The sequence below is a fragment of the Sphingomonas prati genome, from assembly GCF_014643515.1.
Classification (GTDB): domain Bacteria; phylum Pseudomonadota; class Alphaproteobacteria; order Sphingomonadales; family Sphingomonadaceae; genus Sphingomonas_R; species Sphingomonas_R prati.
Genome location: NZ_BMJP01000002.1, coordinates 268,108 through 280,471, shown reverse-complemented (window position 1 = coordinate 280,471; position 12,364 = coordinate 268,108). Strand labels below are relative to the sequence as shown.

14 protein-coding genes are annotated in these 12,364 nt (G+C 67.8%); 9 read left to right on the top strand and 5 right to left on the bottom strand.

All coding sequences use genetic code 11. The annotated features are described in order from the left end of the window. Window positions 1-7 precede the first annotated feature (7 nt). The 5 genes from IEX50_RS09200 (at window position 8) to IEX50_RS09180 (ending at window position 3,510) form a co-directional block, all read left to right on the top strand. Window positions 8-847 (top strand): enoyl-CoA hydratase-related protein, encoded by an 840-nt coding sequence (locus IEX50_RS09200; RefSeq protein ID WP_157176857.1) that lies wholly within the window; start codon window positions 8-10, stop codon window positions 845-847. Between the two features lie 151 nt (window positions 848-998). Then, complete coding sequence (rpsU, locus tag IEX50_RS09195; protein ID WP_076068899.1) at window positions 999-1,205, top strand: 30S ribosomal protein S21; 207 nt, start codon at window positions 999-1,001, stop codon at window positions 1,203-1,205. 45 nt (window positions 1,206-1,250) lie between these two features. Further along, window positions 1,251-1,844 carry an FKBP-type peptidyl-prolyl cis-trans isomerase gene (locus IEX50_RS09190; protein ID WP_157176762.1) on the top strand — a complete coding sequence of 198 codons (594 nt, stop codon included), beginning with the start codon at window positions 1,251-1,253 and terminating at the stop codon, window positions 1,842-1,844. Between the two features lie 157 nt (window positions 1,845-2,001). Further along, on the top strand, window positions 2,002-2,268 hold the full coding sequence (locus IEX50_RS09185) for a hypothetical protein (RefSeq protein ID WP_157176763.1): 267 nt from the start codon (window positions 2,002-2,004) through the stop codon (window positions 2,266-2,268). A 408-nt stretch (window positions 2,269-2,676) separates the two neighbouring features. Continuing rightward, entirely contained in the window at window positions 2,677-3,510 is an 834-nt protein-coding gene (locus IEX50_RS09180; RefSeq protein ID WP_229673847.1) for a class I SAM-dependent methyltransferase, read from the top strand. 51 nt (window positions 3,511-3,561) lie between these two features. Here IEX50_RS09180 and IEX50_RS09175 read toward each other — a convergent pair whose 3' ends face one another. The 3 genes from IEX50_RS09175 to rpmI all read right to left on the bottom strand — a co-directional run bounded on the left by IEX50_RS09175 (window position 3,562) and on the right by rpmI (window position 4,563). Next, window positions 3,562-3,795 carry a hypothetical protein gene (locus tag IEX50_RS09175; protein WP_157176764.1) on the bottom strand — a complete coding sequence of 78 codons (234 nt, stop codon included), beginning with the start codon at window positions 3,793-3,795 and terminating at the stop codon, window positions 3,562-3,564. Between the two features lie 172 nt (window positions 3,796-3,967). Then, window positions 3,968-4,345 (bottom strand): 50S ribosomal protein L20, encoded by a 378-nt coding sequence (gene rplT, locus IEX50_RS09170; protein ID WP_157176765.1) that lies wholly within the window; start codon window positions 4,343-4,345, stop codon window positions 3,968-3,970. Window positions 4,346-4,359: 14 nt separating this feature from the next. Beyond that, window positions 4,360-4,563, bottom strand: coding sequence for a 50S ribosomal protein L35 (gene rpmI, locus IEX50_RS09165; RefSeq protein ID WP_157176766.1), 204 nt, complete (start codon window positions 4,561-4,563; stop codon window positions 4,360-4,362). A gap of 172 nt (window positions 4,564-4,735) precedes the next feature. On the opposite strand from rpmI, the gene IEX50_RS09160 reads away from it, so the two are divergent. Beyond that, entirely contained in the window at window positions 4,736-6,868 is a 2,133-nt protein-coding gene (locus IEX50_RS09160) for an AsmA family protein (RefSeq protein ID WP_157176767.1), read from the top strand. Window positions 6,869-6,961: 93 nt separating this feature from the next. Here IEX50_RS09160 and hisN read toward each other — a convergent pair whose 3' ends face one another. Beyond that, window positions 6,962-7,741 carry a histidinol-phosphatase gene (gene hisN / locus IEX50_RS09155; RefSeq protein WP_373285303.1) on the bottom strand — a complete coding sequence of 260 codons (780 nt, stop codon included), beginning with the start codon at window positions 7,739-7,741 and terminating at the stop codon, window positions 6,962-6,964. A gap of 98 nt (window positions 7,742-7,839) precedes the next feature. On the opposite strand from hisN, the gene IEX50_RS09150 reads away from it, so the two are divergent. Beyond that, on the top strand, window positions 7,840-8,124 hold the full coding sequence (locus tag IEX50_RS09150) for a hypothetical protein (RefSeq protein ID WP_157176769.1): 285 nt from the start codon (window positions 7,840-7,842) through the stop codon (window positions 8,122-8,124). Window positions 8,125-8,207: 83 nt separating this feature from the next. Here the strand turns inward: IEX50_RS09150 and IEX50_RS09145 are convergent, their stop codons facing one another. Next, window positions 8,208-9,143, bottom strand: a complete 936-nt coding sequence (locus tag IEX50_RS09145) for a ribose-phosphate pyrophosphokinase (RefSeq protein WP_157176770.1) — start codon at window positions 9,141-9,143, stop codon at window positions 8,208-8,210. A gap of 131 nt (window positions 9,144-9,274) precedes the next feature. Here IEX50_RS09145 and IEX50_RS09140 point away from each other — a divergent pair, with 131 nt between their 5' ends. Together IEX50_RS09140 and IEX50_RS09135 are read left to right on the top strand one after the other, a co-directional pair. Beyond that, window positions 9,275-10,933: an NAD+ synthase gene (locus tag IEX50_RS09140; protein ID WP_157176771.1), complete on the top strand. Its 1,659-nt coding sequence runs from the start codon at window positions 9,275-9,277 to the stop codon at window positions 10,931-10,933. Further along, window positions 10,930-12,276, top strand: coding sequence for a glutamate--tRNA ligase (locus IEX50_RS09135; RefSeq protein WP_157176772.1), 1,347 nt, complete (start codon window positions 10,930-10,932; stop codon window positions 12,274-12,276). Before IEX50_RS09140 ends, IEX50_RS09135 begins: the two co-directional genes overlap by 4 nt. The last annotated feature ends 88 nt before the right edge of the window (window positions 12,277-12,364 follow it).

Genomic DNA, 12,364 nt, shown 5'->3' with positions numbered 1-12,364 from the left:
GATGACGATGGAAGCCGCAAGCACCGGGACCGCACGGATCGTCGTGGCGCGCGACGGGACGGTCGCGCATGTCGAACTGGCGCGTGGTGACCGGCTGAACGCGATGGACGGCGGGTTCTTTGAGGAACTGGGCGCGACGTTCCGGGCGCTGTCGGGCGACTCGGGGGTGCGGGCGATCCTGCTGTCGGCACAGGGCCGGCATTTCAGCGCAGGACTCGATCTGGGCTGGGCGGCGGCGCAGTTTGCCGAGGTGGGCGATCCGGGGCGGTTCGCGGAGCGGCAGGTGCGCGATATCGCCTGGTTGCAGGGGGCGATCGACGCGGTCGAGGCGGCGCGGCAGCCGGTGATTGCGGTGCTGCACGGTGGGGTGATCGGCGGCGGCGTGGACCTGGCGTGCGCGTGCGACCTGCGCGTGGCGGCGGCGGATGCGTGGTTCCAGGTGGCGGAGGTAGATGTCGGCATCACCGCCGATCTGGGCACGCTGCAACGCCTGCCGCACCTGATCCCCGGCGGGATCGTGCGCGAACTGGCGCTGACCGGGCGGAAGATGGCGGCGGACGAAGCGGCGCGCTGGGGTCTGGTGAACCGGGTTGCGGCGGATCGCGACTCGGCGCTGGCGGCGGGGTGGGAACTGGCGCGGACGATCGCGGCGAAATCGCCGATGGCGGTGGTGGGGACCAAGCGGTCGCTGAACCACAGCCGCGGGCGGACGATCGAGGACGGGCTGCGCGATGTGGCGACGTGGAACGCGGCCACGCTGGCGAACGCCGATCTGGCGGCAATCGGGCGGGCGCGGGCGGCGGGGACGACCGCGACGTTCGCGGATCTGCGCGCCGGTCCGGGTTGAGCGCCCGGGTTGAATAATGGCGGCCCGACTGGTAGGGGCGTGCCCTTGATCGACGCGGGAGCCATTTCCGCGACGAATCCTATATAGTTAAATGGTGTGTCCGATCCGTAATGGGATGGGGCGGGCCGGTTCCCTTGGAGACACTAACCTCATGCAAATCATCGTCCGCGATAACAATGTCGACCAGGCGCTGCGCGCGCTCAAGAAGAAGCTGCAGCGCGAAGGTGTCTATCGCGAGATGAAGTTGCGCCGGCATTACGAAAAGCCGTCCGAGAAGCGTGCACGCGAGCGTGCCGCCGCCATCCGCCGCGCCCGCAAGCTGGAGCGCAAGCGCATGGAGCGCGACGGCGCCCGGTAACAGGCCCCTGTCGCTAATGTTGTTGCCAGTGAGGAAAGTGAACCCATGTCGGAAGTGACCGCCGTACCGCTGCGTCCGATCGCAAAGGGTTCGCTGACCAAGCTGTGGATCGGGATCGGCGTGGCATTCGCCGCGGCGATCGGGTTCGCCTGGGCCGGTACGCGCGCGCAGGTCGCGTTGGCGCAGCCGGCCTCGGAATTCATGGCGAGCAATGCGAAGAAGTCCGGTGTGCAGACGACGCCGTCGGGTCTCCAGTACCAGGTGATCAAGCCCGGCACCGGCCCGCGCGCCACGGCGCAGGACACGGCGATCGTGACCTATGACGGCAAGTTGGCCGACGGTTCGACGTTCGACGCGTCCGAGTCGCACGGTGGGCCGACGCCGATGCCGGTCGGCCGGATGATTCCGGGCTTCAGCGAAGGCCTGCAGCTGATGAACTCGGGCGCCAAGTACCGCTTCTGGATCCCGCCGGAACTCGGCTACGGCCCGCAGGCGATGCCCGATCCGCGGACCGGCAAGGTCGTGATCCCGGCGAACTCGCTGCTGGTGTTCGACGTCGAGATGCTCGGCATCGCGCCGCCGCAGCCCGGGATGGGTGGCATGGGCGGCATGGGTGGTGGCATGCCTACGGGCATGTGATCCCTCGCTTCTAATCGTGATCGAATCGGGTCGGACGCACCAGCGTCCGGCCCGTTTTCATATTGGTCACGCTCCGCGCCGCGCTGATCACGTGCTTCGGATGGATTGCGCCAGGACCCGGCCGCGCTAGTCTGTCGGCGCAGCGGGGGAGGGCCGGATGGAACGGGACGACGAGCGCGCCGACGACGCGTGGTTCGTCTATTCGCGCAGGGCGGGACGGATCTCGGCCGCGCCGGCGAACGCCAAGGGCTGGGTCGCGTTCCTGCTGTGCCTCGGCGTAACGATCGCTACCGGGCTGGCGATCGTCGACTATGGGCTTTCGGTGCATCCGGTAGTCGGCTTTGTTCTGCTGGTGGCGAGCATCCTCGCGAGCATCGGACTGACGATGGCGCTTGCGGTCGCCAAGGGGCGCCGGGTGGATTGATCGTCGGTCTGACGGACCGCCATCCCAACGGGTGAATATCGGCGTTTGCCGGCGGCACGTTGCGCTGCGTCAATGGCTCTGACGAGCGAACCGTCAGTTTTGGGGAAACGCGGATGAAGATGTCTCGACTGTTCCGGCGGCGTCGTCCGGCGGCCGCGGAGCCTGCGCCGGCGCCGGTCGCGCAGCCCGAACCGGTCGGCATCACGGACGACGATCGGCAGAAGATGGACTGCTCCTGTCGCTGGTCAACGACCGGTCGCAGCCGAACATCAACGCGCTGATCGAGACGGTCCGCAACATCGACATCCTCGCGCTGAACGTGAAGGCGATGGGCTATGACCTCGCGCGGCGGTTGGCCGCGACGTTGCCAACGGAGGGTGAGACGTCCGCGCGGCATGTCGGGCTGGCGTGCAAGCCGTCGACGCAGGCGACATCGAGAGCGACTGGGTCCGGCACTGGTGCGGCGAGCTGAAGATCCCGGTGATCTACCACCGCAAGATGTGGGAGTTCGGTTATATCCTGCAGGCGACGCACGACGGCGGGGCATTGCGGCCCGGCGCGCGAGGCCTGGGGTTTGGTTGCGGGTTCGAGCCGATCCCGAGCTACCTTGCCGCGCATCAGGTCGACGTCACGATGACGGATCTGCCGCCGGAGGACATGCGGACCGCCGGCTGGTCGACCAACAATGAATATGCCGCGACGCTGGAACATGCGCGGGCGGCCCATCTGGTGGATCGCGAGACGTTCGAGCGGCATGTGTCGCACCGTTATTGCGACATGAATGCCATTCCGGACGACCTGGCGGGCTATGACTTCTGCTGGTCGATCTGCGCGCTCGAACATCCGGGCTCGATCGATCTTGGGCTGCGCTTCGTCGAGGAGGCGATGAAGACGCTGCGGCCGGGCGGGGTGGCGGTCCATACGCTCGAGTTCAACATCGACGGGAATGGGCCGACGATCGACAACTGGATGACCGTGCTGTTCCAGCAGAAGCATATCGAGGCGCTCGCCGATCGACTACGCGCGCAGGGACATCAGGTCGCACCGCTGGACTTCGACGCGGGCAATGCGCCGATGGACCAGTTCATCGACCTGCCGCCCTGGCATGGCAGCACGAAAGGTCTGCTGAGCCAGGCGATGGGCCAGTCCTACCATCTGAAAGTGGGCGTCGACGGGTTCGTGGCGACATGTTTCGGGTTGATCGTAACCAAGGGCGATCGGGCAGCCGGAGCATCCGACTGACGATTGACGGGCGCGCAGGCGACGTACGCGGCCGACGCGGCATGGATGTGCCTATTCCAGACGCCCGGTGCCGCGTTGTGTGAAGCCCATTTTGCGGCGGGTCGCGTCCCAGGCGTCGTCGTTCGACCGCTCGATCGCGGCCCATTCCGCCTGCGTCCGGCATGTGCGCTTGGGCATGATGCTGCCCGTCGTCATGTCGCGGCGGCAGATCTTCTTGGGTTCCGACGCCGGTGTTGCGGCGGTCTGGACCGGATCGACGGCGAGCAGGGTCAGGAACAAGAGCATCGAACGGAGTCTCCCAGGGCGCACGCGGACAGGCACGTGTGGCCGGTGGACACCATGAGCGTCGTTCGCGCGGATGCCAAGCCGGGTACGCGCTGGGCGCCAGACAAGAAAAGGGCGCGGATCGGTTGCCCGGTCCGCGCCCCTGTCTGTCTTCACGCCGTGGCGCGAAGGGTTACGCCATGTGGCGCGAACCCTCCGGCAGGGCGGCCTTCGCCTGCGCGACGATCGTCGAGAAGACGCTCGCTTCGTGCATGGCGATGTCGGCCAGGACCTTGCGGTCAAGTTCGACGCCGGCCAGCTTCAGGCCGTGCATGAACACGCCGTAGGTCAGGCCTTCCTGGCGGACGGCTGCGTTGATGCGCTGGATCCAGAGCGCGCGGAACGTGCGCTTCTTAACCTTGCGATCGCGGTAGGCGTACTGCCCGGCCTTCTCCACCGCCTGGCGGGCGATGCGGATGGTGTTCTTGCGGCGGCCATAATAGCCCTTCGCCTGAACGAGGATCCGCTTGTGGCGGGCTTTGGTGGTTACACCACGTTTGACGCGTGCCATTTATCCGTACTCCCTCAGTTCAGACCGTACGGTGCCCAGAGCTTCACGCGCGGCGTATCGGCGGCGGCGAGGACACTGGTTCCGCGGTTGGTGCGGATGTACTTCGAGTTGTGGCTGATCAAACGGTGACGCTTGCCGGCGACGCCGTGCTTCACCTTGCCGGTTGCGGTGATCTTGAACCGCTTCTTGACCCCCGACTTGGTCTTGAGCTTGGGCATTTCTGTCTCCTTCGCAAATGCGACAGCTGTAAACGGCCACGGCAGCCCATATCGGCCGGACCGTCGTTCCAGATCGCGGAAGTGCGGGGCGTTAGGGAAAAGCGTCGCCAAAAGCAACCGCCCTGTGCCACAAGAGCCGCGACAGGGACCGTGCGTTGAGGGTTTTTCGAGAATGGCAGACACCGCAGCGGAACCGCGACCGGCCGTGACCCCGACTTCCACATCCACGACAGGGCGCCCGCGCGAGCCCGCCACGCTGTCGCTGGCCGTCGTGCTGGCGGTGGTGGCGAGCATCCTGGGGCTGATCGTGCTCGCCTGGACCGTGCTGTACGTCACCAAGGGGCGGTTCCTGAAGCCGTATTTCGAACGCTATGCCGGCGGCAGCGCGGAGCGGCGCGTGGCGGTGGCGGGCGATTTCCAGCTCTATTTCGATCCGTTCGACATCAAGTTCGTGGCGGAGGGAATCACCATCCAGAACCCCGAATGGGCGACCAAGGACGAGCTGTTCAAGGCGAAGCGCATCGACATGCGGGTGGCGTCGTTCCCGCTGATCTGGGGCACGCAGCGGGTGAAGCAGCTGAGCCTGGTCGACGGCGCGCTCGACATGGAATGGAATGCCGACGGGCGGCGCAACACCTGGACGCTGGGCGACCCGAACGAGAAGGGCGAGCCGTTCAAGATGCCGACGATCGTGCGCGCGAACGTGGCCGGCACGACGTTGCGCTACATCGATCCCAAGCTGTTCCTGCGCACCGATGTGAAGTTCGACACGTTGCGCGCGAGCGATACGCAGTTTGCGGATGATTTGCGCTTTACCGGCGACGGGACGCTGCGGCGGCGGCCGTTCACGATGCAGGGCGCGATCCTGTCGCCGAACGAGACGATCGCGGGTGGGCGCAACCGGCTGACCATGCGGGCGGTGTCGGGGCGCGACAAGCTGGGCGTCGACGGCACGCTGCGCGGGGCGACCGTGCTGGAGGGGGCGGACCTGAAGGTGCGGGCGGATGGCCCGAACCTGGCGGGGCTGTTCGAATTGCTGGGCGTGGTGACGCCCGAGACGCGGCGGTACACGCTGACGTCTGACCTGACCAAGGTGGGCGGGGAATGGCGTTTCACCCGGATGAAGGGTGGGTTCGGGGTCAGTGACTTGACCGGGCGCATGACGATCTCGCTGCCCAACGACCGGTTGCTCGTCGATGCGGACATCGTGTCGCGCAAGGTCGATATCGTCGATATCGGGCCGTTCATCGGGTACGAGCCGGAGGCGCTGGCGACGGTCGGCGTGAAGGCCGCCGTGCATCAGACGGGCAGCGTGCCGCGGCTGTTGCCCGATGCGCCGCTGCGTGCCGATTCGATCGGGCTGTTCGATGCCAAGGTGCGGTACAAGGTGGCCGCGGTGCGCGCGCCGAACCTGCCGGTGTCGAACGTGACGCTGAACCTGGTTCTGGACCGCAGCCTGCTGACCATGTCGCCGCTGACGTTCGACCTGGCGGGCGGGTTCGTGACCGCGGACGTGCGGCTGAACGCGCGGCGCAAGCTGGTGCGGACAAGTTACGACATCCGCATGTCGCCGACGCCGATGGGCAAGCTGCTCGCCGGGTTCGGGGTGGCCGAGTCGGGGACGACGGGCGTCATAAAGGCGCGGGTGCAGATGACGGGCGAGGGCGATTCGCTGCGCGCGTCGCTGGCGTCGTCGGACGGGCGGATCGCGGTGATCTTGCCGCAGGGGACGTTCTGGGCGCGCAACATCCAGCTGGCGGAGCTGGACCTCGGCACGTTCGCGCAGAAGATGTTCCAGGGGAAGCTGAAGGAGCCGGTGCAGATCAACTGCGGGCTGATCGGTTTCACGGTGCGCGACGGGATCGCGACGGCCGACCCGATCCTGATCGACACGCGCAAGAACGTGATGCTGGGCCGCGGCGGGTTCAGTTTCAAGGACGAGTCGATCGACCTGGCATTCCGCGCGGACAGCAAGAAGTTCAGCATGTTCGCGGGGCAGTCGCCGATCGGGATCAACGGCCATTTCGCGGCACCGGGTTACAAGGTGATCAGCCCGGAACTTCTGGCGCGGGCGGGCGCTTCGCTGGGCCTCGCGCTGGTCGCGGCACCGGTGGCGGCGGTGGTGGCGTTCGTCGACGTGGGCGATGCGAAGACAACCGCATGCGGGCCGGTGCTGGCGGGTGCGCGGGCGACGGCGCAGCGGACCGTGAAGGGTGACGCGCGGACCGACGTGGGCAAGGGGACGAAGGCCGAGGCGAAGTCGGAAGAGGGTGGGAAGCGGAAGAAGTTCTTGGGGATCTTCTGAGGCGTGCCCCGGCGGAGGCCGGGGTCTGGGTGAAGCGGTTTCACCTAGGCCCCGGCCTGCGCCGGGGAACAGCTGAGGTCGTTTAAGGCAGTCTTACGCGTTGATCAGGGTCAGGACTGGGTCCAGCAGGCTTGGGTCGCCGACGGCGATGACCTGGCCGTTGCTGTTGGCGTCGAGCGGGTTGCCGGACCAGTCGCGCATGACGCCGCCGGCGCCCTCGACGACGGGCACGAGCGCGGCGAAGTCGTAGAGTTGCAGGCCCTGTTCGACGATGACGTCGCCGTGGCCGGCGGCGAGGAGGGCGTAGTTGTAGCAGTCGCCGCCGAGTGCGGTGTCGCGGACCGCGGCGCGGACCCGATCGAACGCGGCGCCGCCGGGGCCGTCGAACAGCCAGGGCGAAGTGGTGGCAAGGAGCGCGTTGGCGATCGCGGGGCAGCTGCGCGTAGTGACGGGGACATCGTTCAGCGTGGTGGGGCGGCCGTGCGCGCCGACCCAGCGTTCGCCGGAGATCGGCTGGTCGATGACGCCGAGCACGGGGCGGCCCTGTTCAAGCAGCGCGATGAGCGTGCCGAAGATCGGGCGGCCGGCGATGAAGGCGCGCGTGCCGTCGATCGGATCGAGCACCCACACGCGGTCGGCATCCTCGCGCACGCGGCCATATTCCTCGCCGATGATGCCGTCTTGTGGGGCATGTTCGGCCAGGACGGCGCGGATCGCGCGTTCGGCGGCCTGGTCGGCTTGGGTGACGGGGGAGGCGTCGGGCTTCGTCTCGATGTCGAACCGCGCGCGGAAGAAGGGGCGGATCGCGGCACCCGCGGCGTCGGCGAGCAGGTGGGCGAGGCGGATATCGGCGTCGGTCATGGGCGCCGTCATCGCGATATCGGCGACGTTACGCAACCGTCCGACACCCGTCGCGCGGCGGCGAAAGGCATGATAGCATTCGGTTAATGACGGCGGGGGGGACCGGTTGGATGCCAGGTAGCGAGACGAGCGACACGCCCGACGAGATCGGGCGGCTGTACGACGAAGTGCGCGCTTTGCAGGCGCAGATCGCGGCGCGGGACGAGCGCGTGGCTCCGCGGAACGTGACCGGCGTGGTGGTCGGTGTGGCGGCGGGGGTGCTGGCGCTGGCCGGGGGCGCGTTCCTGTTGCTGACGATGGAGGTCGTGTCGCTGCCGAGCTGGGACGGGGCGGGCCGGATGATGGCGTCGCGCGCGGCCGTCGGGATCGTGGAGCGGATCTTTACGGTTTACTGACCCTCCCCCCGATCGGGTTTGGTCGGGGGAAGGTGTCGGCCGTCTCGGCTGCGCTCGGAATAGGCGGGGTTTAGGGCCGCGCCTTAGTCGAAGAGGCTGGAGACCGAGCTTTCGTCGGCGATGCGCTTGATCGCTTCGCCGAGCAGCGGGGCGATGGTGAGGAGGCGGATCTTGGCCGAGCCGGCGACCGCGTCGGGCGGCATGATCGAATCGGTTATGACGAGTTCGCTCAGCGTCGATCCGTCGACGCGGGCGACGGCACCGCCCGACAACACGCCGTGGCTGACATAGGCGACGACATCCTCCGCCCCCGCGGCGCGCAGCGCGGCGGCGGCGTTGCAGAGCGTGCCGGCCGAATCCACGATATCGTCAACCAGGATGCAGAAGCGCCCGGCGACGTCCCCGATGATGTTCATGACCTCGCTTTCGCCCGGCCGTTCGCGGCGCTTGTCGACGATCGCCAGCGGGGCGTTGTCGAGCCGTTTGGACAGCGAGCGCGCGCGGACCACGCCGCCGACGTCGGGCGAGACGACGATGATGTTACGACCGGCGAAGCGCGCCTTGATGTCCGCCGACATGACCGGGGCGGCGTAGAGATTGTCGGTCGGAATATCGAAGAACCCCTGGATCTGCCCGGCGTGGAGATCGACCGACAGGACGCGGTCCGCGCCAGCGACGGTGATGAGGTTGGCGACGAGCTTTGCCGAGATCGGGGTGCGGGGGCCGGGTTTGCGGTCCTGCCGGGCATAGCCGAAATAGGGGACGACCGCGGTGATGCGCCGTGCCGACGAGCGTTTCAGCGCGTCGATGCAGATCAGCAGTTCCATCAAATTGTCGTTGGCGGGAAAGCCGGTCGACTGAATTACGAACACGTCCTCGCCGCGGACATTTTCGTGGATCTCGACGAAGACCTCCTCGTCGGCGAAGCGCCGGACGCTGGCCTGCGTCAGTTCGAGGTCGAGATAGCCGGCGATCGCCGTGGCGAGCCCGATATTGGCATTGCCGGTCAGCAGTTTCATCGCGTCATCCCCGCTCGTTACGCGGTCGCCATAACCGCGGGGGCGCGATCATGCGAGCCTTGTCGACGCATTGGGCGATGCGAATGGTCCCGCGCATTGCTCCGCATGGCCCGCCGCCCTAGGTACGCGACATGACCGAAACGCGTAAAATCGTCCTTGCCCAGCTGCCGCAGACGGTGGGCGACCTGGCCGGCAATGCCGACCGCATGCTGGCGGTGCGCGCGGACTACCGCCACGCCGACCTGATCCTGTTCCCCGAACTGCAGCTGATCGGATATCCGCCGGAGGACCTGGTTCTGAAGCCCGCGGTGCAGGCGCGTGCGGCGCTGGAGCTGGAGCGGATGGCGGCGGCGACCGCGGATGGCGGGCCGGCGATGCTGGTCGGTACGATCCGGGTGCGCGATGGGCTGCTCTATAACGTCGTCGCGGTGCTGGACAAGGGCCGCGTTGTGGCGGTGCGCGAGAAGCATGAGCTGCCGAACTACGGCACGTTCGACGAGAAGCGCGTGTTCGCGGCGGGGCCGTTGCCGGAACCGATCGATCTGCGCGGCATGCGGATCGGCCTGCCGGTGTGCGAGGATATCTGGTTCCCGACGGTGTGCGGGCATTTGAAGGCGGCGGGTGCGGAGATCGTGATCGCGCCGCATGGCAGCCCGTTCGAAGTGGAAAAGGACGATCTGCGTCGCGACGGGATCGCCGCGGTGCGGGTGCGCGAGACGGGGTTGCCGCTGATCTTCCTCAACCGCGTGGGCGGGCAGGACGAGCTGGTGTTCGACGGCGCGTCGTTCGTGCTGAACGGCGACGGGCGGGTCGCGCACCAGCTGCCCGAATGGGATGCGGCGGTGGTCGAGACGGTGTGGGACCGCACCGATGAGGGTGGTTGGGTGTGTCGGCCGGGTGTCGTGCATGCGCAGGACCCGGCGCCGGCCGATGCCTATCATGCGATGGTGGTGGGGCTGCGCGATTATGTCGAGGCGAACCGCTTTCCGGGGGTCGTGCTCGGCCTGTCGGGTGGGATCGACAGCGCGTTGTCGGCGACGGTGGCGGTCGATGCGCTGGGCGCGGAACGGGTGTGGTGCGTGATGATGCCGTCGCGCTTCACGGGTGACGAGAGCCTGTCCGATGCGGCGGAATGCGCGCGGATGCTGGGGTGTCGGCTCGATACCATCCCGATCGCGGCGGCGATGACGGCGTTCGACGGGATGCTGGCTGGGGTGTTCGACGGGCGCGCGCCGGACTTGGCTGAGGAGAATATCCAGTCGCGGATCCGCGGCCTGACGCTGATGGCGATCAGCAACAAGTTCGGGCCGATGCTGCTGACGACGGGGAACAAGAGCGAGATGTCGGTCGGCTATGCGACGATCTACGGCGACATGGCGGGCGGCTATTCCGTGTTGAAGGATGCGTACAAGACGTTGGTGTTCGAGCTGTCGCGCTGGCGGAACGCGCATGCGCCGCGGTTCGGGCTTGGGCCGCGCGGGCCGGTGATGCCGGACAGGGTGATCGACAAGCCGCCGTCGGCGGAGTTGCGCGAGGACCAGAAGGACAGCGATTCGTTGCCGCCCTACGACGTGCTCGACCCGATCCTGCACGGGCTGGTGGAGGAGGAGTTGTCGGTCGCCGAGCTGGTCGAGCGCGGGTTCGACCGCGAGACGGTCGTGCGGATCGAGCGGCTGTTGTACGTTGCCGAGTATAAGCGGCGGCAGGCCCCGCCGGGGGTGAAGCTGGGGCGGCGCAATTTCGGGCGCGACCGGCGTTATCCGATCACCAACGCGTTTCGTTCGGCATGAGCGCGCCGGAACAGGTCGTCACGCGGTTCGCGCCGTCGCCGACGGGCACGCTGCATGTCGGCAATATCCGCACGGCGCTGCTGAACTGGCTGTTCGCGCTCCGGCATGGCGGGCGGTTCATGCTGCGGATGGACGATACCGATGCGGAGCGGTCGACGGGCGCGTTTGCCGACTCGATCGTGGCGGACCTCGACTGGCTGGGGATGCGACCCGAGGCGATGGTGCGGCAGTCGGACCGGGATGCGCTGTACGAGGCGGCATTCGAGCGGCTGCGCGCGGCGGGGCGGGTGTATCCGGCATACGAGACGGCGCAGGAGCTGGACCTGAAGCGTAAGGTGCTGGCGTCGCGGCGGTTGCCGCCGATCTATGATCGCGCCGCGCTGGCGCTGACCGACGAGGATCGGGCACGGCTGGAGGCGGACGGCGTGCGGCCGCATTGGCGGTTTCGGCTCGATCATGACGCGCAGATCATGTGGGACGATCTGGTGCGCGGGCCGCAGTCGCTCGATCCGGCGCTGCTGTCCGATCCGGTGATCCGGCGGGCGGACGGGAGTTGGCTGTACATGATGCCGTCCGCGGTCGACGATATCGACATGGGCGTGACGCATGTCGTGCGCGGCGAGGACCATGTCACCAATACGGGCATGCAGGTGCAGATCTTTTCGGCGCTGGGGGCGGTGCCGCCGGCGTTCGCGCATGTGGCACTGCTGACCGGGGACGAGGGCAAGCTGTCGAAGCGGCTCGGGTCGCTCGGCTGCGATGCGTTCCGCGAGGCGGGGATCGAGCCGGCGGCGGTGGCGGCGTTGCTGGCGCGGATCGGGACGAGCTTGCCGGTGGAGCCGATCGCGGATCCGGCGGTGCTGGCGGAGACGCTCGATTTCGGGCGGTTCGGGCGGGCGCCGGCGCGGTTCGATTTCGACGAGCTGGCGGCGGTGAATGCGCGGATTGTCCATCAGCTGCCGTTTGTGGCGGTGGCGGATCGGCTGCCGGCGGGGATGGATGCGGCGGCCTGGAATGCGGTGTGCGGGAATTTGACGACTGTCGCCGATGCGGGGGCGTGGTGGACGGTGATCTCGGGGGAGATTGCGGTGGTGGCCGAGGGGGATCGTGGGTTCCTGGCGGCGGCGGCCGAGACGGCGGAGGGGATCGATTGGGGGGCGGACCCTTGGCATGCGCTGACCGCGGCATTGAAGGCGGCGACGGGGGTGAAGGGGCGGGCGTTGTTCCATCCGCTGCGGCTGGCGCTGACGGGGCAGGATTCGGGGCCGGATATGGCGGCGTTGTTGCCGATGATCGGGCGGGAGCGGGCGGTGGCTCGGTTGCAGGCTGCTGCTGATGGGTGATTCCACGTAACCGGACGTATCCCTGCGGATGCGGGGATCCAGGTTTGGCGTGATGGGGTGAGGTTGTTGTTGGGTCTTAGCTAGACCC

Excerpts from the sequence above, each read along its gene's own strand:
- IEX50_RS09200 (WP_157176857.1), top strand. The coding sequence starts at position 8 with ATGGAAGCCGCAAGCACCGGGACCGCACGGATCGTCGTGGCGCGCGAC.
- rpsU (WP_076068899.1), top strand. The coding sequence starts at position 999 with ATGCAAATCATCGTCCGCGATAACAATGTCGACCAGGCGCTGCGCGCG.
- IEX50_RS09190 (WP_157176762.1), top strand. The coding sequence starts at position 1,251 with ATGTCGGAAGTGACCGCCGTACCGCTGCGTCCGATCGCAAAGGGTTCG.
- IEX50_RS09185 (WP_157176763.1), top strand. The coding sequence starts at position 2,002 with ATGGAACGGGACGACGAGCGCGCCGACGACGCGTGGTTCGTCTATTCG.
- IEX50_RS09175 (WP_157176764.1), bottom strand. The coding sequence starts at position 3,795 with ATGCTCTTGTTCCTGACCCTGCTCGCCGTCGATCCGGTCCAGACCGCC.
- rplT (WP_157176765.1), bottom strand. The coding sequence starts at position 4,345 with ATGGCACGCGTCAAACGTGGTGTAACCACCAAAGCCCGCCACAAGCGG.
- rpmI (WP_157176766.1), bottom strand. The coding sequence starts at position 4,563 with ATGCCCAAGCTCAAGACCAAGTCGGGGGTCAAGAAGCGGTTCAAGATC.
- IEX50_RS09160 (WP_157176767.1), top strand. The coding sequence starts at position 4,736 with ATGGCAGACACCGCAGCGGAACCGCGACCGGCCGTGACCCCGACTTCC.
- hisN (WP_373285303.1), bottom strand. The coding sequence starts at position 7,741 with ATGACGGCGCCCATGACCGACGCCGATATCCGCCTCGCCCACCTGCTC.
- IEX50_RS09150 (WP_157176769.1), top strand. The coding sequence starts at position 7,840 with ATGCCAGGTAGCGAGACGAGCGACACGCCCGACGAGATCGGGCGGCTG.
- IEX50_RS09145 (WP_157176770.1), bottom strand. The coding sequence starts at position 9,143 with ATGAAACTGCTGACCGGCAATGCCAATATCGGGCTCGCCACGGCGATC.
- IEX50_RS09140 (WP_157176771.1), top strand. The coding sequence starts at position 9,275 with ATGACCGAAACGCGTAAAATCGTCCTTGCCCAGCTGCCGCAGACGGTG.
- IEX50_RS09135 (WP_157176772.1), top strand. The coding sequence starts at position 10,930 with ATGAGCGCGCCGGAACAGGTCGTCACGCGGTTCGCGCCGTCGCCGACG.